Raw genomic sequence first — 23,612 nt, 5'->3', positions numbered from 1 at the left:
CTATAAGTTACTATCAAAATATGAGTTCCAATATTTAATACTATTATCCAAAACTCAACCAGCTACCCCGATATCTACAATGACTAATTTAGCACCTATCAATTTAATGATTAACATCGTGGAAAACTCTACATTATAGATTTCTCCTTCTTCTTCTATTTGGTCTTGTATATGATAGTGAATAGAGCCACCACAAGAATCAGCATCGACTTCATAAAAAGTTTCAACGTTAAATTCAGATTCATAGTTAGATTTCAATAGTTCATAAAAATTTTCTGTGAACTCCAACGCATTTAGGTGTAACTCCTCTTTTAATTTCTCCGGATCATTTATATAAATAGATCGTATGAGTTTATCATATTTTTTAACATCATCTAGCGACAACTGACACTGATTTTGATTTGTCCCGATAGTATCAACTCCTTTATCTTGATCAGTTACAGAAGCCTTTTCAATACTTACTGAGTCATTTTTTTCTGATACTTTATTCTCTATAGCTGTGCTTTCCATTGTCAAATTTGTATCAGACTCATTAATCTTATTAACTTTAGAAGTGTTTTGCTTGCAACTAATTACAAACAAAGTAAAACATACTAACAGAAAATATCTTTTCATTTTTCTCATTTCAATAACTCCAAAACTCGTTTAGGAATTTTAGTTTCTTTATCCTTGGTTTTCATTTGTCTTAGATAAAAAATCCCAAAAAAAGACGTTTAGTTTTATATCAATGCCTATTATCACACCTTAAACGTACAAAATTTTTATCTTTATCTATAAAGTTGATCTTACTACAACCAAAAGAATGGTACAAAAATCCAAAAAACACTGATGGCCTATCTTTAAATAGTTTTCCTGTCATTTGTTCGGTTTCTAATCTTTCATTATCTCCGTGGATTGCCATAGGAGTGTAAGAACGACCTTCTCCTTCATTAAAATACATATCTATAATATGAACCTTTGAACTTTTATCAAAAACAACTAATTGCCTTAGACTGTTCTTCTCTTTTGTTCCGATGTCTAACATAAAATAATCCAGACTGTCTTTAGAAAAATTGTAAATCTGTCTTATTAAATTCTTATTAATATTCGCAACATTCTTATTATTGAGATATGAATTGAAAAATGAATATTCTGTTTTATTCCAAATTATTGGTTGAAGATGTCCATTTTGAAATGGGTTTTCTTCTCCAATATAAACAAATACAGATTCGTTACCAATATTGTTGGATTGTATGGCACTCTCCAGATTAAACCCTATTATGTAATCCTCTTGCCTAAATGGGCCTTGTGTTTCATAAGGGCTTAGAATAGCGACAACGGGCTGATCATTCACATTATAGGTAAACACCTCGTCACTTGACACGTGATAAGCAAATATTTTATGTTTTCCGGAAATATTCATTCTCTCCAAAAATCGCTTTCTATATGCAGGACCGAGTTCATGGTAATTGTCATTTACAATTGCATTAGTTTTTAAATAATGGGGCGCTACCACTAAAGAATCGGCGTGATTAGACCATGGATAACTATCTGTTAAAGGCACTAGATGGATTAACTTATTTTTTGTGTTTTGATAAGAATACGATACGTAGATAGGTAAGAGTTCTTCTTTACTCTTTTTATATTGAGCATACATCTTCTTTCTAAGCTCCAATAATTCATTAGATGTATCTTGTACAATGGAGTCAGTGATTTTAATTAGTTCTATTTTAACATCAGCATCTGATATTACATTATTGTTGGTCGCAGAAATGTCTTGCTTGCATCCTATCAAACAGGACGTTATACACATTAGCAATAAAAATCTTTTCAGTTTTCTCATTTTAACCGCTCTAAAACCCGCTTAGGAATTTTAGTTTCTTTACCCTTGGTTTTCATTTGCTCAACATAAATATTATAGGCTTTTTGGGTTTTCTCTTTTTCTTGTAATCCCCAATACGCATCTCCCAGATTGATATAGGCTACCGTTCTATCCGGAACTTCCTCTACAATCTTTTCTAAAAGAAATACTGGCTTCTTCATAGGCTTTTGCTTGTTCTAGATTAGTAAAATCTATAGATAAAATCCGGTTTTAGATATGATTTTAGTTCATCAAATGTAAAAACTATTTCTTCTGACAATAAGTAAGGAGAAGCATAATGCATAATTACATCAGAATATACAATACTCAAATGAGGAGTATCTTTACGTTCAACTAAATAAAAATTGGACAGATTATCTGCGGTAAGATGATATTCTTCTGACTCTAAGTCTTTAATAAATTCTCTTCTCATACCAAGATCGTCTTCAATACCCTCTCTTTTCAATTCTCTGTACTCTGTATCAACTAAATCTCTAATAATAGAATCGACTTTTCTTGAACATTTTGCTATGATGTAATCTATTCCATTCTTATTGACCAAATCATCGATCTTCAGTAACTCTCCTGTAATAAGATCAAAATTATGGTACAATTCTAATTGATATCTTAGATTAACTCTATCATAATTTTCTGAAATACTTACTATATTATTTTTACTATACAGAATCTCGGTTTTTGTATGTATCTCTTCACAATCTTCAAGATACTCGGGGTTATCATTTATTGAATTTTGACAACATGCTTTAAATTCCTTTATATAAGCTTCTTTATTAAAGAGCTGTGATTTTATTTTATCGATACCACTACCTTCTGTAGAAAAAGATAAAGATTCAACTACTTGATAAGAACCATCATCACAATAAATGGTATCAACTGTTTTTTCGACAATTTGGGGAGTCTGTGACAGGAGAACCTGATTGGTAACAAAAATTAGGTATATTATTTTTCTCATTTCAATCGCTTCAAAACTCTTTTAGGAATTTTAGCTTCTTTACCCTTGGTTTTCATTTGATCCACGTAGGTTTTATAGGCTTCTTTAGCTTTCTCCTTTTCGTCTAATCCCCAATAGGCATCTCCTAAATTAATATAGGCTACCGTTCTATCCGGAACTTCCTCTACAATCTTTTCTAAAAGAAATACTGCTTCTTCATAGGCTTTTGCTTGTTCTAGATAGTAGGCTATATCGTTATACTGAGTGATTGCTTCCTTAATTCCTACATTATTTAATGCGATACCAAGTACACTAGTATCAGTCATCAATATCATTTGATCAAATTGACCTTTAGTAAACAACGCTCTAATAGTGCTATAATATTGATCTATATGCTGTTTATAATTTTCATCCTGAAAATTTCTAAACTTTATTAATTGGGTAGCCTCACTTTCTAAATCAACAGCGTCATCAAAAGAATAAAGTATTCTGCTATTATATGCTTTCCCAAATAAGGTTTCCTGCTGTCTATCACTGTAAAAATTAAATGCTTTGTCCAGGAAAATGCCTTGTTCCTTAAATACAATTCTGTGTTGCACGGACTTATATTTATAATGAATTAAGTCAAATTCATAATTAATACTAATTCCATTACCATCGGTTAGACAATTACAAACGATCATAAAATCCGTAACCATTTCCTTATTTGCGATTTCTTCTATTAATTTGGTTGCAGGTATTGTAAAGTCTTGATCGTTCTTTTGTATAAGAATATTTTGCTTGATGGTATCCAGACTAATTTTATAATGATCCTTGAAACATTTTTTAGTTACCTGATATTCATTGAGGTTAGTTAATAAACTTTGTTTCCTATTAGAATTTTGCCATAGATTTCCAGAAACGCTTTCGTTGTTATTCTTTGTGTAAAATAAAAATGTTAAAGCACTAAGCAATAATATTGATTTTACAATTTTTACCATTTAATCTATCAAGTCTATGAATACAGGTTTTAAAACATAATTATCATCCTTTTCAAATTTATAGATTCCATTTAAAGTTTTAAAACCTTCTAAACCTTTATTAAGGCTTGGTTGATCATGATTAAACAAAACCAACTTAAATGGTAGTTCGCCATTTTTATTAAAACAGGACTTATCAAAAGCATAATTCTCATACAACTCTCCTGTTCTTGTATATATACTGTCTTTTATTTTAAACCTTTTTTTCACATCATTTAACATAGTTTTGAATTCCGTCTCAACAACTGGATCAAGAGAATAGTCATTTGTATTTAAATGATAGAAGTTCTTTTTACTTAGAAAACCACTGCCTTCCCAAACTTCAAAGAAATTGATAAACGTCTCCTCTTCATCATTTAAAGCAAATGGGAAAGTAATCTTTCCACCATCATCGTGTTCGAATATTAATAATGTATCCTGTCTATCAGAATATATAATCAACCGTTCTTCACCTTCTTCTATTATACTATGATTTGCATAGATTTTGACTTTTTCGTCTTCGTAAATTAGCTTACCGTCTTTACTTTGAAGTCCGGAATCTTGCTTTTCTGTGCTTGAAGAATCTATTTTATTCGTGTCCTTTTCTTTACAAGAGCAAAGAATAATTAGAAAACATATGATCGTAGGTAAAATTCTCAAAAATCAATTTTTTTGTACTGATAAAATTGATGCTCCTTTTCCTTGTTGACTATATTAAATGCTATATCACCTTTCAAGCTGTCAGGAATAATTTTATTTATTAGATTTTTATTTTCTTTTAAGTTATTCAACAAATAAAGAGCTTGGTCATATTCTCCTTCGGATTCTTGTTCTGTAGAATTCTTGATAATGTCTTTTTTTTGTTGAAAAGAAATCATGGTATTGTAGATTATTTTAAATTCAAAATCATAAAACTCATTAGTTTCAAATTTAAACTTGCGAAATCGTATTCTTTTATCATTTTTGTATGGTAATACTGCATAACCAATCCCTTTACTGGCTGTTTGACCAAATAATGTATCAATACTAAACATTACATCTTTTGGAACGTTATGTGTTTGACTTCTTTTTAAAGCTAATGCTTTTCTAATAATTATTCTTACTGGGATACTATCTTTATATGAAGAAAGATCTGTATTATCAAAAAGAAATTCGAGATTAGCTTCTTTTTCTCGATAAGAAACTTCTATTTTTTTTGATTTTTGACTACAACCTAAAAAAAGGAAAAAAGCACTTAAAAAAAGTATGTAGCTAATTTTTATCAATACTTGCACATCCTTTATACATTTTACCTTTTACTGTAATAAAAGTTTCATAAACTAAATAGTTATCGGATAATCCTAACAAACAAGATTTATCTGGTTCTAATTTATGATCCACTCTGCGTATTAGGCCAAATGCCATATTATCATTTGATTTAAACATTAAGTTAAAACCTGATTGTTCATCGTAATAAAATTTGCAGGAAAAACTTTCTTCTTTCTCCGAATCAAACTTTTTAAAGAAAAGCTTTGAAGAGTTTATTCTAAATTGCCAAAAAGGTTCATCTCCTTCCCCTATAAAGTACAAATCATTAGCTTCCATAATCTTAACTAACTCAGCTGGCTTAAATTGATCTACCTGCATCAGAGAATCTTTATTCATAAAGACTACAGAATCTTCTTTAAAAACTTTTAGATCATTTTCATCGTTATATTCTCCTAGAAAAATTATTTCCTTTTCATATTTCTCTTGACAACTTACTAAATTTATAGAGAAACAAAATAATAGCAACAGATTTATTCTCATATCTAATTATTTGTGTGGATTACCATTAAGTTTTGGTGGCCAATTAGTTTTGTCTCTACCCCAAGGTACTTTATAAGTTTTGTGACCCCAATATCGATCGTGATTAAACTTAGAAATTTCCTCAATTGGAACGCCTTTTTCCTTTAGTATAGAATAGAAATGATTATAATCAAAGTCCGTAGGATCTTGATGCCCATCTGCAATTCCTCTATCCACTTCTATATAAGCTTCCCCCATTTTAGGACAGGAATTAATTAATTTATAACGGTTAATATCATTTTAAAATCTCTATATCCGATCTTTTAATAAATCCTCCGGAAACTGTTTTGCCGTCGTAATATACTTTTACCCAGTCATCTTGTATTGCCTCTAAGTAAGCAATATCACCTTTAACCAAAAATGCTTTTCTCTTAGTAGCTGATGACATTCCGTTATGAAAAAATGTTTTGTCGGAGATTACCTTTATTTTCTTAGATTGTTTTTCAACAGCAAATTCTTTTATGTAATCAAATCCTTCATTATCTGACTTAGTCTTTAAAACCTTAAAAATCTCCATTGGTAAGGATGAAATTAGCCTAAAACTAATTTTTTTGTCTTTTTCGTCATAATCAAAACCGTCTTCAAAAATTTCTGTAACATCAAAATATCTATTGAAATTATTACTTACTTCAACATTACTTTTATTATAATTTTCTAATCCTTTTTCAAATCTGACAAGTAAATCTCCTGAAGTTTTTAAGTTATCTACTAGTTCCTGTTCTTGTGAATACAAATCCCGGGTAATTGTATTTAAGAAACCTAAATAATTCTGATTGAGCGTACTATTGTTTATTTGTTTTTTAATTAATTTGATATTCAAACTTTTATGACCACTAACAACTTTATAATATTTATTGCTATTGTAATCTTTAAATGCAGACTCATGTTCTAGGTACTCAGAAAAGCTCTCCCAAAAACCTTGAAAATCATTAGTTGAAATTTTTGTTTTTTCCTGATCTGATTGACTAATTGTGTTTTTTGAAATCTCCTCAGAAGATTCTTTCAACTCTACTTTTTCATTAGTACTATTTTTGCAAGGGTTAAAACTAACAATAAGACCTATGAAACATATCAGTATGAAAGTTGTTTTTATTATACTCATTACCTCTTAATTGTCAATTTCGCTATTACCTTGATAGACCTGTTTCTATTGTTCAGATTTAATCAAAAAAGTTTTGAGCTCTTCAAAAGAAAAAAACAAATTCGGTTTTTCTAACATATTGACATAACGATTATCAAAAGGAAAATCATAATCCAATCTCAAACCTTTAACTCCTTCCAGTTTTTCTAAACTAAAAGAACTTGCTTTTATAGACTCTTCACTTAATTTATAATCGAATTCAGTACTTTGGTTCTTAACTTCCTCTCTATCGTCTTCAGGAATTTTGTAATCGGAAATAAAATCTTCAAAGATATTTTCAATTCTGAGATTTGATTCTTTTAAAATCCAGTTTACTCCCTCTTCATTTATAATATCTAATAATTGTAATTCTTGCTGATTGTTAATATCGTAATTTATATTTATATCAAATTTTTCAAAATTAGATTGTATTGTAACAATTGAAAACTGAAGACTTATTATTCCGTCATTATTAAGTTTTATTTTGTGATTAACCTCTATTGAAGTTGATAAAGCATCATCACTATTACAGTTAACTTTTGCTAAACCCAGTTCTTTATAGATAATATTAGATAACGATTTATTTTCAATTTCTCCAATATTTTCGTCATTTAAAAATAAAAAAACATCATTATCCAATAACTTTCGGACAATAATTATTTCTAAATTTTTAGAGTTTTCGTTGGAAGTCTCTACAATAGGTAAATTATATTTTAAAGAAGACCCTGTTTTCTTACAGTCTTCTGCAAAACTAACTGGCCTAAATTCTATCTTAGAAACAACTGACTTTTGACTCTTACAGGAGCTAGTGAACAAAACTAATACTAAAAAGATCGGTAAAAGTTTCAGGGTGTTTTTTGAAAAGCTTATCATCTGTTTTTTTTCTTCTTCTTTTTTTTCGATTTCTTTTTACCTTTTTGAGTTTCACTAGAGGTAAATGTTTTAAGAGTTATTTTTTGTCCTGAAATTATTGATTCTAAAGGTATAAAATTAACTCCTTTCGGTTCTATCTTTACAACTTCAGGAGAGTTTTTTAATCTATCCAACAATACTGACGCATTAGGATCCTTTAAATTAACTTTCCTTTTAGGACGCCCTTTCTTTATAGAAGTATCAATTTTGATCAAATCCTTAGATAGATATTCTAAATTAGCCACCACTTCATCCTTTTCTTCCTGAGTACCTTTGGCATACAATTCTCTATAATGCTTATATACTTTAAAACCTGAATCTTCTCTTGCTTTTAAAGTATTATCATATCTATTATTTAATCCATTGTTACCTCCATTAATCCTTCTGGACACATCGTACACTTTATCATCGTCACTGTATGAATAAATTTTGCCATTTCCTTCCATCCAATACCATAATGCAGATTGAACTGCAAAAATTAAATCACTAGAATCTGCTAGTAAATCAGACTTGCTTTTCAGTTTAGTACGGTCAGTAATTTTTGTGAAATCTATTTCTCCATTTGTATCATCAGGAAATGGATTCTTCTTTCTAAATTCAGAAAAACTTTTTAAATTATCGTGAAATGTAATCTGTTTTAGTCCCTTCCCCCTGTATATATATCCATCTCTAGACATCTCATCACCATTACCATATCTTCCCCCATACACTCTTGATAAAAGTTCCACACCAAAAGTTTTGTGCTTTTTTAAAACAATATTAAAATCAACTACCTCAACTTCTTTTCCTTCTTTATTTTTCTCTTTTTTCTTAATTGTTTTCAGTGTTTCTTCTTTGTCGTTCTTTCCATTATTATATCCATAAAGCTTTCTTTCGTTAACTATTACTTTCTGGTCTTTTAGTATCTTCTTTAACTGGGTATTAGTCTTGGAAATAACTTTACCATCTTTGTCTGTAATTTTGAATATTTCTGTAAGATGCTTTTCTAATGAATTAAGTACGGTATCATCTATCTGTTTACTAGTACTAAAATGATTATCAAAAATATGTAAAGAAGAGTGATGATATTTGGTGCCCTCTTTAAGATACTCTTCTTTAAAAGCCATTTCCGCTCCTATTTGAGCAATAAAATGAGCTTTTCTTAAACAGGTATCAAGCTTATAGTCTTCTCTATACTTATTTAAATATTTCAACACCTTTGTGATAAAAGCATCATTTCCTTTTGGGACAACATGTTTGATCTGAGCTGCTGTGATTTCTTCCTTACAATATGGACATTCGTAAGGTTCTTCTTCCTTTATAACTATTGGAACTTCTTTATAATTCAACGATTCTCCGTTATATGTTATTTTCGGTATATACGTTGTAGACCTTTGTTCTTTATTAGAATTATTTTCTGCCATTTGCTTTATTCTTTAAGAATTACCTCTCCATTCTCATTGACTATTCCTCTTAAAACAACATTATTACTACTATCACCATCACCGTCTTCTAAAGTAATTTTAACTTCTTCTCCCTCTTCTATATTTTTTACTTTAGCATATAAAAAAACCTTTTTTAGGTTATTGGTTTCCTTAATTTCAGTAGCCTCATCGTCATCAATCCATTTCATTTCGGTTATCTTAGGAGGATCAGGTTCCTTTTCCTCCTCCCTTTCCGTAATCGGGGCGGCTTCTGTAAAAGGATTGCTGGGGTTCCAGTTTTTTTCAAAGAGTACATCTCGTACGCGTTGGATTCCTGGTGACAAGACCAACTCCATTTTTAATGGGCTATTACCTTCTGCATTAAACTTTTCTTCTAAATGGATACAGTGACAATTGGCAAACTCAAAATCAAAAAGCTTGCTATAGCCATCCCGTTTATAAAAACGTACATAGCCATTGTACATTGTATGCGTAGAAAACATCCAATCGTAGAACAACTCATCATCCTTTGTAGATTCTATCAGTAAGGTGATCCCTCCACCGTGTATGGTTGTTTTAGGACGGCCATTGTGATCGATCAGTTGTTGGTATAAAAATGTACCATCCAGCACATTTCGCTCCTGGTCATTGATAAATAATTTTGCCTGAAAGGCCATAGGCGTAATAATTTGAGATTTGAAAGGCGTAAAATATCAAAAATAACGTTCACAAACGTTCCGTATGATATGAAATCGATGTAGGGACATTTTCCCGCGATAAAAAGTTCATTTATGATCATAATCATTACCATCGTCAGAACAACGTTTTAAAAAAATAGAGTTTCTACAGGTAACATTTGAGTTTCTTTTGACACAATATCTAGAGAAGCAGTATTCCTACTGCCATAATTTTAAAATTAAAAACTATGTCAAAAGAACAGTATGACGCAAAAGTAGCCGTCTTAGAAGCAATCACGCCAGAAACCGTAAAAGCACCTACCATCCCTGCCGATGTATATTTTCAGGAAGCCGAAGACCTGTTTGTATGGATGCAACAGGATCAGGAAGCATTAGTAGCCAAAGGATTGGATTGGGACACCTATGCAGCCGATCTGCCGATCCGCACCGGAGCCTCCAGGCACGCGCAGTCTGTGTGGATGAGCGAACGCTACACACAAGAAGAAGCAGCCAAAGAATGGAACCAGGTATCACCCGGTGCCTATGCCCTGCGCAATGACCTCTTAGCAGATTTTAGATTTGCTTATCGCAAAAGAGAAGACTTATTATCTCGTGTACGCGCCATTGCCGACGGCAGCGGAGATGCCGATATGATCCAGGACCTCAGCGACCTTAGTGTGCTGGGTAAAGCCAACACCACAGAACTTACCGCTATTAATTTTGATCTTGCCCAACTGGATACCGTAGCCGTTAGAGCCAATGAACTGGCAGACCTGCGTGCCAAAGCCAATGGTGCCAGTCTGGATAATACCAAAGCCAAAGATATGCGCGACCGCGCTTTTACCCATCTTAAAGAAGCGATGGACGAAATTCGAGCAACGGGTAAATATGTGTTCCGTAAAGATACCGAACGCTATAAAGGATATATCAGTCGGTATAAGTAACGTTTAGCAATGCCATGCCGGATCCGCGTGTGCTTGTATCCGATCAGCGGTACGCTGAACGAGTACAAAGCTGCGCGGATTTCTTATACCCCTACAAGAAATACTCCTATACTACCGATGATCGATGATAACAGGCCGCGGAGGCATCAAGCACCTGTCGGGAAGCACCCTACCCTGCCGATGGTCGATAAAATAAGAAAGCGCATATATAAAATTATAAAAGGGATGGCCTGCGATTACCGATGATCGATCTAGTATATACAATACTACACGAAACAACCGCGATGGAGGATACAGCTATCGCGCGGAATGGTAAAATGCTTGTTTGTATATATAAATATATATAGTGTACGGTATTAGAATTATTAGAGATCTATATTAGAAATTGGAGAGATAAGATTATATTAGAAGTCTTAAAGAATTTTTATTTTTAATATACTAAAATGAATTTATCAGAAGAACATATCATTAATTTAAAGTTGATTTATGAATCCAATGGACAATCAATGCACAAATTAAAGTTCATAGATACATTTGGTAATCCTCATCCACAGCCTGAAACAATCATTTCTGAACTAATCGAATTTGATTATATCGAGATTGAAGATGACCCATCTATTTTTTTTTTGACGACATCTGGGTATGAACAGGTAGAAATAATAAATAATGGTTTACAGCACTATAATGATGTAACAAAAGAAATTCAAGTTGATTATTTTACGAAGTCAATAGAGAAGCTTGGAATAAAAAGGTTTAAAAAAATTATATTTATTTGGTTGATTGGTTTTGGGATCATATTAACCGTATATAGTTTTCTAAACGGTCATACTAATAAACGAGCCGTAAATGATATTGAAATTATTTTGACAGATGAAATGAAACAGGATATCAGGAAAAAAGCTAAAAAGCAACGGATTCGTTGAGAGGTGAATAAATTTTGAATATCCGACATCTTTAATGAATTATGACATCAACCTGAACCTGATTCAGGCTCTTTGAATCTGCTTAATATTTACAATAAAGGAATTCCGAAACAAACCAGCACGACTGCGCTAATGCCGACAGGTTAAGAATAATAATTGATTGTGATATTACTAAATAAAAGCACAACCTATAGAATTTAAAAATAAGTAATAAAAATGTCTACTTCTCCTAAACTTTTCCAAATCACATTAATTGACCTTCAACAAGAATTATGTAATGAATGGGAACAATTATTTAAAGATTTTTCCAAGATCCAAGTTGTTCACGGCAAATTTGAATTCGTAAAGGATTTCGACTGCTTAGTAAGTCCGGCAAATTCTTTTGGTTTAATGGATGGTGGTATTGATTTAGCTATCCGTAATTACTTTGGGATGAAACTACAGTATAATGTGCAAAAAAGAATTCAAAAAGAATTCTATGGTGAACAACCTATCGGTACATCCATCATAGTGCATACCGAGAACGAATATCATCCTTTTTTGGCGCATACCCCAACAATGCGAGTACCAAGTGATATTTCGCAAACAGATAATGTTTACAGCGCTTTTTTTGCAATGCTGATTGCTGTAGCAAACTATAATAAAAATCATGAAATTCGAATCGAAAAAGTACTTTGCCCCGGAATGGGAACTGCTACCGGAAGGATGCCTGCTAAAGAAGCTGCCAGGCAAATGTTTATTGCGTACAAAAACTTTATGAACCCAACTACTAATATGAATTGGAAGAATCTGAATAATAGACATCAGGAAATTATTGGTGAAATATAACATAGATAAAGGATAAATCTACCAGATTACAGACACTGCCAAAAACTTTTTTATAAAATTTCCCTACCCAATTCTTACAAGATTATATCAATACCCACAAGGATTTTAGTGTTTGCAAGGTAAAAATTCCCACAATCGGGAGCACGATGGCTATTTTTTATTGAGGGAATAATTATGTAGTTTAGAATCCTACCCCAGTAAAACACCCCTTTTATCAAATAGAAAAATAACAACATCATTGTGGTTTTCCACAAGGAAGGTTTGTGGGTGTGTTGTAGGTTTGTGGAGGAGATGTTGGAGATATAGTTGATCTGATGACACTCTACAATTTTTATAACTAAAACGGAAAAACAGAAGCCAAGATTTAATGATAGGATAAATTAATAATTATCTTTGACTAAACTTAAAACTGAATGAATAGAAACAAATATTTTGAATACATTGAAGAAAAAATTAATATCCTTGCTTATCGAATTCAAACAAAGGGAAAATTAAACATTCTTAATCTTCACTTACATTCAGAGAATTTCTATCTTCATTTTTTTAATTTATTATATGGTTATGAGCTAAATAATTTAAATAGCAATACTCAAAATGTTGAAGCTATAGATTTGATAGATCATAAAAACAAAATAATTTTCCAAGTATCCTCTACTAGTACTAAAAAAAAAATTGAATCTACTTTAGCTAAGGATATATTCAAAAAATTCGAGGCTTATAGGTTCAAGTTTATTTCAATTTCAGTAGATGCAAAAGATTTAAAAACTAAAACATTTTCAAACCCTCATTCAGTAATTTTCGACCCTAAGAATGATATCTTCGATATAAAGACGATTTTAAATCATATCCTCATAAAACCAATAGAAAGTCAAAGAGTATTTTATGAATTTATTAGAAATGAATTAGGAGGAGAAATTGATGTAGTAAAATTAGATAGTAATTTAGCAACTATAATAAATATCTTGTCCCTTGAAAAATGGGATGATTCACATTTTGACGACAATTCTAATAGTTTCGAAATAGAAAGAAAAATTCAGTTTAATGAACTTGATGAAGCAAAAGAAGTAATTGAAGAATTTTGTATCTATTATAAAAAAGTAGATGAAAAGTATACAGAATTTGATTTATTAGGTGCAAATAAAAGTAACTCAGTCTTAAATTCAATAAAAAAAGAATATAGAAAACTAAAAAAAATAGATAACAAGGATGATATTTTTTTTAACACTATAGAAAACATTAAAAATAAAGTTCTAATTAGCAATAATCTAAATAACATTCCTATTGATGAAATTGAATTGTGTATCGACATTTTAGTTGTTGATGCATTTATCAGATGTAAAATTTTCGAAAATCCTAAAGATTATACATATGTTATTACCTGATAATATTCATCCAGAAAATAGCATATATTTTAATGCTTCACTAGTTTTAAGAACTTTACAAGAGTTTGGTGAACTAGATATGCTTGATTTGTATCAAAAGGTAACTAAAAACAAAAAAATATCATTTCCAGTTTATATTTTATGTCTAGATTGGCTTTATATAATTAATGTAGCTGAAATAAATCAAGGAGAAGTAAAATTATGTTCTTAAAATCACTTCAAATAATAAACACCAAGAATTCCTCTATAATTCGTGAGATTCCATTCCGCAATGGAATAAATTTAATTGTAGATGAAAGTGAAGAAAGTATTACCGGCAATAACATCGGAAAAACAACCGTACTAAAACTAATTGACTTCTGTTTCGGAGCTAACAAAAATAATGTATGGCAAGACCCAGAAAACCCAAAAGAAGTATATAATTTAGTAAAAAACTTTCTAATAGACAATGAAGTTTTAGTAGTACTTACTTTATCAGAATCATTAAATTCAAAGGAAGAAAATGATGTGATAATAGAGCGTAATTTCCTTAGTTCAAGAAAAACAGTTGTAAGAAGAATAAATGGTAAACAATATACAGATGAAGAATTCGAAGATGTGCTAAAAGAATTATTCTTTCCAAATTTAGTTGCAGAGAAACCAAGTTTTCGACAAATCATTTCACATAATATTCGCTACAAGGATTTAAGCATCAATAACACCTTGAAAACATTGGATAAATTTACTTCTGATGCTGAATATGAAACATTATATCTGTATTTACTAGGTTGTGAGTTTAATGAAGGAAATCAAAAGCAAGAGATAATTCAACAGATAAGACAAGAAGACAGCTTTAAAAAGCGCTTAGAGAAATCTCAAACTAAATCAGCATACGAAACTACACTCTCGCTTATCGAAAACGAAATTGAGGAATTAAATAATAAAAAATCCAAACTAAACTTAAACGAAAATTTTGATTCTGATTTGAATAAGTTAAATCAAATCAAATATAAAATCAACAAATTGAGTTCCGAGATAAGTAAAATAAATATCAGAAAGGAATTAATAATTGAAGCGAAAAATGATTTAGAAGCAAATAAGTCAGAAATAGACCTTCCACAACTAGAACAAATTTATAATCAAGCTACAGACATATTAGGGGAATTACAAAAATCGTTTGAAAATATGGTAAACTATCATAATCAAATGCTGACTGAGAAAGCAAAGTTTATCAATAATGAATTGCCTAATTTAGAGAACAAACTTGAACAAAAAAATAAAGAACTTGACACGTTATTGGACCAGGAATCAAAACTATCTATAACTATAGCTAAAAGTGATTCATTTGAAGAATTAGAACTTTTGATTGGCGAATTAACCGAGAAATACAGAATAAAAGGAGAATATGAAAATACAATCCAACAACTGCAAGAGGTTGAAGACAATCTGAACTCTTATAACAATCAACTGAAAGAAATTGATGAGGAATTATTTTCTGATGAATTCGAAGAAAAAGTAAAAACTCAATTAAACAAATTCAATAAATACTTTTCATCAGTATCTGAATACCTATATGATGAGAAATATGCATTAAAGTACGATAAAATAACTAATAGAAAAGGACAACGTCTATATAAATTTTCCGCTTTCAACACAAATTTTAGTTCAGGTAAAAAACAAGGAGAGATTTCTTGTTTCGATATCGCTTATATTCTTTTTGCGAGAAATGAAGGAATGCCAAGTATGGATTTTCTTTTGAATGATAAAAAAGAGCTGATGCATGACAATCAATTAGTTAAAATAGCTCAGTTCGTGAATGAAAGTAATATTCAATTTGTTGCATCAATATTAAAAGACAAGTTGCCTTTAGAATTAAACTATCCAGAAAATTTTATATTAGAACTCTCACAAGAGAACAAACTCTTCCGAATTGAAAATAATTAAAAACACTACACTGTACAAAAATTCCCCAACTTTGTGTAATACTTAATCCTTCAGATACCCGCTTACATCCCCAAACCACATTATTTTACATCACCTGATGCGGATAGTTCGTTTCGCGATTCTGAAACCTTAGAATCGCTTCTTTTACTACGACCCCTTTATCGATATTAATCGCATTTTTAATAGTTGCATGATGCTTCCAGTTTTGTGGCCCGGCAATTACCGCCGCTAAGTGCACGATTAATGCTGCAGAAATCGCTCTGGAGGCACTTTCCCAAAAATAACTTGGGGTGTGATCTACCGCATAATAATCAATATGATCTATGGATAGTATTGGTTTTTTAAACGTAGTAGGCGTTGCAAAATAAAAGCCCATACCCTCGTCGCAACTAACATCTATAATTAGTGCGCCCGGTTTTAGTCTGGATTTTTCTTCTTCGATCACAAAATCGATCGGATCATCAGTATCCTGATACGTACCGTTTACAATGATCTCTGATTCGCTGATCAAATCGATCAGTGGTCGCTCTGATCCGTCGTGTTCTACAACTTTTAATCTAGGTTCGTTAGCTTCTCCTTTGGTAATGCGCACATAATTTACATCTAATATTTCCTCTCTGACTTCGTGATCCGGTCTTTGAATACAAATGGTGATATCCCGAAATCCGTGTGCTTTTAGTGCATAAATCGCTCCTCTGCTCACCGCTCCAAAACTAAAAATAATCACCTTTCTTTGGTTGCCATAATGTCCGTCGATCCCTTTAAGTTGCAATGCGTGTATTACCGCAGCATACCCTGCCATCTCGTTATTTTTATAAAAGGTATGTCTGCCGATTCTGCCATTCGGGCTCCAAACAAACATATCTTCAAAGGCTATTAAGGTTAATTTTCTATCAATAGCGGTTTGTGTGATCTGCATTTGCTGAGCGCAATGAGGATATCCCCAAAGTACTCCTCCCGTTTTCAGTTCTTGTAAATCTGATAGTACCGGTTTGGCAATGATCACGGATCCGATGTCCGACAAGATCTCGGATCGTGTAGCGATCCCTCCAGATTGTTTGGCGATTTCTTCGTCTTCAATATTAAATGGTTTACCGTATCCTTTTTCGAATATAAGTTTTTTACGGACATCTTCAGGAAGTCTTTTTAAATGTTCCGGATGAATAGGAACACGTCTTTCATCCTCTTTTTTTGACGTTCCGATCACTCCTATTTTTGATAATATCATATGATTTTCTTTTTAATTGAAACCAAACATCACTAATGAAATGAGTCAGGCACTGTTATAAGGCTACTAAATAGAATTATTTGCCGGCGATCAGGCATGAATTTGACCACAGAGGTGTCAATAATTAAAAAGGTTACGAAAAGTGAGCCTTTTTGTTCACTAGGAATTAGTGAGTATTATCAATACGAATGAATAAATAATTGTATGCTCCAAGTTACGCCAATTAATCGTATTTAACGGGTAATATGGATAGTATCTCTACGTTACGGAGTTGGTAACTCCTAAATTTTCTGGTATCAGGATATAAATATCTCTATTCCACAACGTCTCCAACTTTGAGGATTGCACCACACATTTTAGAAATATAATTATCTTAGTAGGTATATATCATACACATATTCATCCCTAATCAGATACTCGAAATGGACGATTTCAATCAAATATTTAAAAGTTCGAAAGCCAGAGAAATGGGTATTCAGCTCAAAAAAATTATCGAATCCCATCTGGATGGTATTGAAGAAAATATCCTGGGAGGTGCAAAAGTAAAACTTGTGCTGTATACCAGAAATGGTAAAAACAATGTCTTATGCGGAATCCAGGAAGGCAGCAACGAATCGTGTATGTTATATGTACATCATATAAAAGAAATTGATCACGAAAGACTGAAGTTTAGCGGTAAGGGTAAACACGCCAAGCGTATTAAATTTACAGATAGTAATGAGATCCGTGAAGATGATGTGAAATGGTTATTGTTAAAAGTTAATGAAAACGCTCCTTTTTAATATTTCAATTGAAGTTTTCCACGTTCTCCGCAAAGTCCCCCGACCTATCTGACTGACAAGGTAGGTTTTGAGGAAGATCTCTGCTTTTCGAGGTTCAAAATCCTATTCTCGACCTGTGCGCCTTTGGAGTATATATTTCTTCCTTCGGTCGAAACACTCGGATGGACGGATTTTGACTAAAAAACTAAATGTTCAATAGGTTAGATATCCCTATCTTCGTTCCAATAAGCAATTGTAATATCTGAAAGAAAAATAAATGACCTACAAAACCTTTGAAACCGATCGATTGTACGTAAGACCCACCAACCAGGATGATGCGGCGTTTATCTTTGAATTGATGAACACTGAGAAATGGCTACAATATATCGGAGATCGAAATATTAAATCTGTGGAAGATGCTGCAGCCTATATTCAATCCAAAATGACTCCGCAACTTACCAAACTTGGATATGGTAATTATACATTGATAACCAAAAAAGATCAACAAAAGGTGGGCACCTGTGGGTTATATGATCGAGAAGGATTAGAAGGTATTGATATAGGATTTGCTTTTCTCCCGGAATATGAAAAACAAGGGCTAGCGTATGAAGCTGCAAAAACCATCAAAAATGCTGCATTTACTGATTTTGGAATGAATTTAATTCAAGCAATTACAACAAAAGACAATATCGCGTCTCAACGCCTTTTAGAAAAACTGGGATTACACCTATCCGGAACCACCAAACTCCCCAATGATACCAAAGAGATGCTGGTATATAAAATAGAGAAACAAAATTAGGGGTGAGGCAACCTTTTCTAAGCATAATACGTCTATATAGATAGAGATACCATCATCTTTCTATTAAAACGACAACCATGTTAGAAAACCCACCAGTGAATATCAAAATTAAAATGGCAACATTATGGATCACTTTAATGTTCCTATACATCTACGGCGATTACTTTGAATTATACACTCCTTCCAAAGTAGAGAAACTGATGAATGTTACTGATGTACTCGATAGTCCTGTTAAATTATTTGTGGCTGCCGTCGTATTGGCTATACCTGCATTTATGATCGCATTCAATATTTTTTTAAAACCAGCCATTAGCAGGATATTAAATATACTGTTTGGTAGTTTGTTTACACTTGTTGTGGTGTTGGTGGGTAGTACTTCTCTTTATCCCTGGTACAGTTTTTATGTGTTCTATGCTTTTTTAGAAGCCCTAGTTACCATATATATTGTATGGCAAGCATGGAAATGGCCAAAAGAACATATCTAATCTATGCATAAAAAAAGGTTCAAAGTAGTTTTTGACTTAGTATAATAACTTTTGCCAAAAATCATAATCCTGTAAGAAGCAAAACTCTTCATCACAAAGAAAATTTTATATTTGAAACGGTGAATTATGTAACTCAAATATTATTTTTCTTTGGTGCTATTGGTGTGTTCAACAGTTTTATTATTTCGGTGTATATACTTTTTAACAAAACCTTTGCTACACTAAGCAGCAAATTATTTGGATTATTTTTACTCGTAGTAAGTTTACGCATACTCAAGTCGTTGTTTTATGCTTTTTCTACAGAGGAGCCGATTTGGTTCTTGCAATCCGGCCCCGGTTTTTTCTTATTGATTGGTCCTTTGTTCTTTTCCTATGTCATAAGTCTGATCAGACCAAATTCATTTTGGGTAAAACATTGGAAATATCATATAGCTTCTTGGTTCTCCGCAATAGTTTTACTTTTGATTTTTATCCCCTTCAGCACCTATAATGAGCTTAACAAAGTTGTTGTATTACCTATTATTAATTTTCAGTGGTTAGCTTTTATTATACTTTCCGTAATATATTTAAAAGTAAGTTCTAAAAATAGTGGAGCTAGTGCTCTACAAATCAAATGGCTTTTGTCACTAACCGTTGCTACTGTCATTATATGGAGCAGCTATGCGTTCATCCCTTTTGAATATTTTGTCAGCGGTTCGATTATTTATTCCATCCTATTCTATGGCTTCTTTTTGTTTTTTCTTATCAAAAAGAAAATGGTTTCGAAGGTTTTTAAAAGAGTAAAATCAAATAACACCTCTACACATTCTGAAAAAAACGACCTTCTTATTCGTCAACTACATCAATATATGCAGGATGAAAAATGGTTTATAAATCCAGATTTGAAGCTATCTGAAGTAGCCAAAAAACTAGATATTTCTGCACACGAGTTATCTAAGTTGATTAATGATAATTTGAACAAAAACTTTACTGATTTTATTAATGAATATAGAATTGAAGAAGCCAAGCATTTAATTACTAAAAATTCTTTGTATACTATAGAAGCGATAGGTAATCAATCCGGTTTCAATTCTAAATCAGCTTTTTATAAGGCTTTTAAAAAGGCAACTAACACTACACCTGCTAAATTTAAAGAGCAACAATGAGTTCTTTTTTATAAATCAGAACATGAAAAAGCACACCAAATGGTTCTTCTTTTTTGGGTTTCAATAGATTTGTAAATGTTCAAAAAAATCAATCAAAAATGAAATTCAATCTTTTTAGTATTTTACTTTTATTTATTTTCTGTTTTTCTTCCTGTAAAGAAAAAGAAACAACAAACGAATCATTAAACAGACAGGCTAAGCATTATATAGCAGACTACGATGAACTTGTAGCTACCTTGACTACAGAGCATCCTACTTTATATGAATTTACTTCTAAAGAAAATTTTGATAAAAAAGTTATACAGCTAAGAAGTCAAATTAATAATTCTACCTCCAAAAAAGATTTTATTTGGATACTAAGCGAGCTCATCGCTACGGTTGGTTGTGGTCATACTTCGTTAGGTTTTTTTAATCAGCAACGTGCCTTGCTTACACCCAAAGAATATTTTCCGCTATTAACCCGATTCATTGATCAAAAACTATATGTTGTCGATAATTTGATAAACGAGGATACAGTAAATGTAGGGGATGAAATAACACAAATTAATGGTAAGTCTATAGCCGAAATTATGGATACCATTTATGCACATATAAACTCACAGGCATCCATTAAAAGTTCAAAAAAAGAATTATTTAATGGTTATAATACTTCGTATTTGGCGTATGCACTGGATTTCCCTGAGACTTACACCATAAAAGTAGCCGGTTCTGATGATACCATTGTCTTAAAATCTTTAGAAAACAAACCACCTGATGCGCCATTATTTAGTAAAAAACATCCCTGTCAGAAAGATTTCTGTTTAACAGAAGCCAACAAAGAGACCGCTTTATTAACCCTACGCAACTTTGCATATTACGGGAGAAAAACGGAGGTGTTTACAGATTTCTTAGATGATTCTTTTAAAGAAATCAAAGACAAAGGATATACAAATCTTATTATTGATGTTAGAGGAAATTTGGGAGGGCCGGGAGCTGCAAGTATTCATCTTTTAAAACATACCTTACAGAAACCTTTTAAGTATTTTGTAGAGGATGGAACCGATGATGACAGAAGAGGCATGCAGCAACCTTTTGAAAATAATTTTAATGGTAAGATCGCTTTTGTGATGAATGGTTTAGGAAACTCTACCGTGGGGCATTTGGCGTCTGTTTACAAAGATAAAAGAAGAGTTGTGTTTATAGGAGAAACGTTGGGTTCAAACCAGTTTTGTACTGCCAATCAAAAACAGTTTCAATTAACACATACAGATTTTCACTATTCTGTAGCTAGAAATGTTTTTGTAACTGATGTGCAAGAGAAAAACACAAAGGCTACCATAACTCCGGATATTAAAATTGAACAATCCATTGAGGATTATTTATCAGACAAGGATGTGGTTTTAGAAAAAGCCTTGGAACTGATGGAAGAATAAAATATCCAATTATTTCCTTAATAGTGCTAAGTAATTTTTATAGCCATTTGTTCGTAACGCATTACGGATATGATTATATTAGTTTTTATATTGTTGTTGACAACAATGAAGAACAAAACTAAAAGTTTAACAAATGGAAAAAAAATGGTTACTATTAATCACTATACTGATTTTCTTACTATTCACTTTCCTTTTTTGGGTGCTGACTAGTGGCTACGCCAAAAAAGGATATGGTACAAAGATGTGGAAACATTGGCCAACGAGATTATCCTATTGGCAAGCTGCTATATTGTATAGTATTGGATTAACAGCTATAACAATGTTTCTTTTGAAATGGGGAAATATTTTGACTTTCTAGAAGAGCTAAAAGAAAATAGTATAGATTCTGGACTTTAAAATTTTGACTCTTAATTCTACATTGACAAGTAAAAACTTGGACTTACATAATAAATTAATCAAGAAATAGCTAATACAAGTAAGTTGCTTCTCTTTCTCACGAGAAGCAACTTAATTTGTTATCCGAACAGACTTTGCTTACATCTCTATTCCGTCAATCTTTAGTATTCCATCAGAAGATACTATGGTATTAAATCGTATTGGGTGTGAGCCTTTTTTGGTTTTTACATTTAAAAGTACTTCGTCTTCTTTGGTTACTCTGATTTCGGCAACTTCGCCTTCTGCTAACTTTTTACGAAGGTTTTTAAAGATTTTCAAATGCTTTTCCATAGGAAAGGAATTTAAAAAAGAAGATTCCATCCTACGTTCAAACAAGGATTGCTTTCGCCGTAGATACCCCTAACCAAAATCCTAGCATTGTACCTACTTCATTGATTCCATTTATAAAAAATGCTGTTAAGCAAGGACTTCATATGCTATGCAGTCTTCCGCCTTTATTGCTATCAAAATAGCGTATAAAGATTAAGAATTATATTTTGAAATAACAAACTCTAATCGTTTGCTTATGAAAACAGAATTCGAAAAAAAATATTCCGGAATTGGATTGGAAAATGTAAAAAAGTGAATGAAACTACAGTTTCCTTATTAGTATCATTTGGATATTAATTACTAAAGATACAAATGTCTTTCTGGTACGACAATCTATCAAAGAAGCTTTACAAGAGTTAGGAGATCGTTTTGTACAAATTCATAAATCTACCATTATCAATCTGGATCAAGTTTTGGCTTTTGATACACATTCTATTACCATTGAGAACACTAAACTTTCGATTGGACAATCTTATAAAGTAAAACTGATGGAGCGTTTGGAAGTGAAGTGATTTTTTACTGGTAACATTCTTTACTATTTTGACACTATCCTATAGCGGGGGTGAACTGAACTCCCCTGATTCAGCAAAGCGGAATTCATTCCCCTCTTTGGTAAAGAGGGGTGCTTTTAAATTGGTAAGTAGTTTATAAACTCAGTTATGGCGAATAAAAAACGAATTCATACCAGAAAGGAATTACAGGAATATAGGAGGAAACTTAGAACTGATGGCACTCCGGCAGAAGCTTTTCTTTGGAAATATTTAAAAGCCAGGAAACTTGAAGGAAGACGGTTTCAAAGGCAGCATAGTATTGAATATTACATCGTGGATTTTTATTGTGCTTCAGAAAAGCTAGTTATTGAATTAGATGGAGAGATTCATAATACACCTCAAGCTCAGGAAAAAGATCAGAAACGTACCAAAAGACTTAATGAATTAGGTTTTACTGTAATTAGATTCGAAAACAAAATGGTTTTTGATCATTTACAATCTGTTTTAAATGAAATATCTGATCATTTTAAAGAATCAAAATAAAATTGCGGTGATTATAACTCCCCTGATTCAGCAAACAGCTGAATATTTCCCTCTTTAAAAAAGAGGGGTGCTTTTTCAACAGGGATCTTAAAAACTACCTCATGAAAAACATCAACAACTCCTTAAAAACTCCTCATTTTTATTAAATGAAGCTGGATTTTATATCCCTCCCAATCTTTACCATTAAACAAAATACAAATTCAAAACTATCTCGCGAAAAACATGAAACACTCCTTAAAACTCCTCTAATTACT

29 protein-coding genes are annotated in these 23,612 nt (G+C 31.9%); 14 read left to right on the top strand and 15 right to left on the bottom strand.

Translation table 11 applies throughout. The features are described from left to right. Positions 1-54: 54 nt before the first annotated feature. From ACE94K_RS11265 to tssD, 13 genes are all read right to left on the bottom strand, one after another. A complete protein-coding gene (locus ACE94K_RS11265; protein WP_378171995.1) occupies positions 55-615 on the bottom strand; it encodes a hypothetical protein in 561 nt (186 codons plus the stop codon). Between the two features lie 109 nt (positions 616-724). Next, entirely contained in the window at positions 725-1,822 is a 1,098-nt protein-coding gene (locus ACE94K_RS11260; protein ID WP_378184184.1) for a hypothetical protein, read from the bottom strand. Beyond that, positions 1,819-2,022, bottom strand: a complete 204-nt coding sequence (locus ACE94K_RS11255; RefSeq protein WP_378184182.1) for a hypothetical protein — start codon at positions 2,020-2,022, stop codon at positions 1,819-1,821. The genes ACE94K_RS11260 and ACE94K_RS11255 overlap by 4 nt, the downstream gene beginning before the upstream one ends. A 20-nt stretch (positions 2,023-2,042) precedes the next feature. After that, positions 2,043-2,813 carry a hypothetical protein gene (locus ACE94K_RS11250; protein ID WP_378184180.1) on the bottom strand — a complete coding sequence of 257 codons (771 nt, stop codon included), beginning with the start codon at positions 2,811-2,813 and terminating at the stop codon, positions 2,043-2,045. Next, entirely contained in the window at positions 2,810-3,772 is a 963-nt protein-coding gene (locus ACE94K_RS11245) for a tetratricopeptide repeat protein (RefSeq protein ID WP_378184178.1), read from the bottom strand. Before ACE94K_RS11245 ends, ACE94K_RS11250 begins: the two co-directional genes overlap by 4 nt. Further along, positions 3,773-4,450 (bottom strand): hypothetical protein, encoded by a 678-nt coding sequence (locus tag ACE94K_RS11240; RefSeq protein WP_378184176.1) that lies wholly within the window; start codon positions 4,448-4,450, stop codon positions 3,773-3,775. Continuing rightward, positions 4,447-5,064, bottom strand: coding sequence for a hypothetical protein (locus ACE94K_RS11235; protein ID WP_378184174.1), 618 nt, complete (start codon positions 5,062-5,064; stop codon positions 4,447-4,449). The genes ACE94K_RS11240 and ACE94K_RS11235 overlap by 4 nt, the downstream gene beginning before the upstream one ends. Continuing rightward, positions 5,042-5,578, bottom strand: a complete 537-nt coding sequence (locus ACE94K_RS11230; RefSeq protein ID WP_378184172.1) for a hypothetical protein — start codon at positions 5,576-5,578, stop codon at positions 5,042-5,044. Before ACE94K_RS11230 ends, ACE94K_RS11235 begins: the two co-directional genes overlap by 23 nt. Positions 5,579-5,584: 6 nt before the next feature. Next, entirely contained in the window at positions 5,585-5,815 is a 231-nt protein-coding gene (locus ACE94K_RS11225) for a hypothetical protein (protein ID WP_378184170.1), read from the bottom strand. A 37-nt stretch (positions 5,816-5,852) separates the two neighbouring features. Further along, entirely contained in the window at positions 5,853-6,719 is an 867-nt protein-coding gene (locus ACE94K_RS11220) for a hypothetical protein (RefSeq protein ID WP_378184168.1), read from the bottom strand. A gap of 45 nt (positions 6,720-6,764) precedes the next feature. Continuing rightward, positions 6,765-7,610 (bottom strand): hypothetical protein, encoded by an 846-nt coding sequence (locus tag ACE94K_RS11215; RefSeq protein ID WP_378184166.1) that lies wholly within the window; start codon positions 7,608-7,610, stop codon positions 6,765-6,767. After that, positions 7,607-9,052, bottom strand: coding sequence for a hypothetical protein (locus ACE94K_RS11210; RefSeq protein WP_378184164.1), 1,446 nt, complete (start codon positions 9,050-9,052; stop codon positions 7,607-7,609). Before ACE94K_RS11210 ends, ACE94K_RS11215 begins: the two co-directional genes overlap by 4 nt. 5 nt (positions 9,053-9,057) lie before the next feature. After that, a complete protein-coding gene (gene tssD / locus ACE94K_RS11205; RefSeq protein ID WP_378184162.1) occupies positions 9,058-9,729 on the bottom strand; it encodes a type VI secretion system tube protein TssD in 672 nt (223 codons plus the stop codon). 248 nt (positions 9,730-9,977) lie between these two features. On the opposite strand from tssD, the gene ACE94K_RS11200 reads away from it, so the two are divergent. The 6 genes from ACE94K_RS11200 to ACE94K_RS11175 all read left to right on the top strand — a co-directional run bounded on the left by ACE94K_RS11200 (position 9,978) and on the right by ACE94K_RS11175 (position 15,729). Continuing rightward, complete coding sequence (locus ACE94K_RS11200) at positions 9,978-10,673, top strand: hypothetical protein (RefSeq protein ID WP_378184160.1); 696 nt, start codon at positions 9,978-9,980, stop codon at positions 10,671-10,673. Between the two features lie 443 nt (positions 10,674-11,116). Then, the gene (locus ACE94K_RS11195) at positions 11,117-11,596 is read left to right on the top strand and encodes a hypothetical protein (protein ID WP_378184158.1); all 480 of its coding nucleotides are present in this window, start codon (positions 11,117-11,119) and stop codon (positions 11,594-11,596) included. 216 nt (positions 11,597-11,812) lie between these two features. Continuing rightward, positions 11,813-12,424, top strand: coding sequence for a macro domain-containing protein (locus tag ACE94K_RS11190; protein WP_378184156.1), 612 nt, complete (start codon positions 11,813-11,815; stop codon positions 12,422-12,424). A 413-nt stretch (positions 12,425-12,837) separates the two neighbouring features. After that, complete coding sequence (locus ACE94K_RS11185) at positions 12,838-13,806, top strand: ABC-three component system protein (RefSeq protein ID WP_378184154.1); 969 nt, start codon at positions 12,838-12,840, stop codon at positions 13,804-13,806. Further along, on the top strand, positions 13,793-14,017 hold the full coding sequence (locus ACE94K_RS11180) for an ABC-three component system middle component 6 (RefSeq protein ID WP_378184152.1): 225 nt from the start codon (positions 13,793-13,795) through the stop codon (positions 14,015-14,017). Before ACE94K_RS11185 ends, ACE94K_RS11180 begins: the two co-directional genes overlap by 14 nt. Then, positions 14,008-15,729: a DUF2326 domain-containing protein gene (locus ACE94K_RS11175; protein WP_378184150.1), complete on the top strand. Its 1,722-nt coding sequence runs from the start codon at positions 14,008-14,010 to the stop codon at positions 15,727-15,729. Before ACE94K_RS11180 ends, ACE94K_RS11175 begins: the two co-directional genes overlap by 10 nt. 85 nt (positions 15,730-15,814) lie before the next feature. Here ACE94K_RS11175 and ACE94K_RS11170 read toward each other — a convergent pair whose 3' ends face one another. Then, a complete protein-coding gene (locus tag ACE94K_RS11170; RefSeq protein WP_378184148.1) occupies positions 15,815-16,957 on the bottom strand; it encodes a N(5)-(carboxyethyl)ornithine synthase in 1,143 nt (380 codons plus the stop codon). Between the two features lie 422 nt (positions 16,958-17,379). Here ACE94K_RS11170 and ACE94K_RS11165 point away from each other — a divergent pair, with 422 nt between their 5' ends. From ACE94K_RS11165 to ACE94K_RS11140, 6 genes are all read left to right on the top strand, one after another. Next, the gene (locus tag ACE94K_RS11165) at positions 17,380-17,739 is read left to right on the top strand and encodes a hypothetical protein (RefSeq protein ID WP_378184146.1); all 360 of its coding nucleotides are present in this window, start codon (positions 17,380-17,382) and stop codon (positions 17,737-17,739) included. 256 nt (positions 17,740-17,995) lie between these two features. Further along, positions 17,996-18,517, top strand: a complete 522-nt coding sequence (locus ACE94K_RS11160; RefSeq protein ID WP_378184144.1) for a GNAT family N-acetyltransferase — start codon at positions 17,996-17,998, stop codon at positions 18,515-18,517. 77 nt (positions 18,518-18,594) lie between these two features. Then, positions 18,595-19,002, top strand: a complete 408-nt coding sequence (locus ACE94K_RS11155; protein WP_378184142.1) for a DUF6326 family protein — start codon at positions 18,595-18,597, stop codon at positions 19,000-19,002. Positions 19,003-19,121: 119 nt separating this feature from the next. After that, positions 19,122-20,147 carry a helix-turn-helix domain-containing protein gene (locus tag ACE94K_RS11150; protein ID WP_378184140.1) on the top strand — a complete coding sequence of 342 codons (1,026 nt, stop codon included), beginning with the start codon at positions 19,122-19,124 and terminating at the stop codon, positions 20,145-20,147. A gap of 98 nt (positions 20,148-20,245) precedes the next feature. Beyond that, positions 20,246-21,559 (top strand): S41 family peptidase, encoded by a 1,314-nt coding sequence (locus ACE94K_RS11145; RefSeq protein ID WP_378184138.1) that lies wholly within the window; start codon positions 20,246-20,248, stop codon positions 21,557-21,559. Positions 21,560-21,692: 133 nt separating this feature from the next. Further along, entirely contained in the window at positions 21,693-21,917 is a 225-nt protein-coding gene (locus tag ACE94K_RS11140) for a hypothetical protein (protein ID WP_378184136.1), read from the top strand. 176 nt (positions 21,918-22,093) lie between these two features. Here ACE94K_RS11140 and ACE94K_RS11135 read toward each other — a convergent pair whose 3' ends face one another. Next, positions 22,094-22,285, bottom strand: a complete 192-nt coding sequence (locus ACE94K_RS11135; RefSeq protein ID WP_378184134.1) for a hypothetical protein — start codon at positions 22,283-22,285, stop codon at positions 22,094-22,096. A gap of 314 nt (positions 22,286-22,599) precedes the next feature. Here ACE94K_RS11135 and ACE94K_RS11130 point away from each other — a divergent pair, with 314 nt between their 5' ends. After that, on the top strand, positions 22,600-22,836 hold the full coding sequence (locus ACE94K_RS11130) for a LytTR family transcriptional regulator DNA-binding domain-containing protein (protein WP_378184263.1): 237 nt from the start codon (positions 22,600-22,602) through the stop codon (positions 22,834-22,836). Positions 22,837-22,983: 147 nt separating this feature from the next. Next, complete coding sequence (locus tag ACE94K_RS11125; RefSeq protein ID WP_378184132.1) at positions 22,984-23,358, top strand: endonuclease domain-containing protein; 375 nt, start codon at positions 22,984-22,986, stop codon at positions 23,356-23,358. Positions 23,359-23,612 lie beyond the last annotated feature (254 nt).

Source organism: Aquimarina besae (assembly GCF_042434905.1).
Lineage (GTDB): Bacteria > Bacteroidota > Bacteroidia > Flavobacteriales > Flavobacteriaceae > Aquimarina.
The sequence above is the reverse complement of the archived record's forward strand: the minus strand, read 5'-3'. Positions and strand labels throughout refer to the sequence as shown.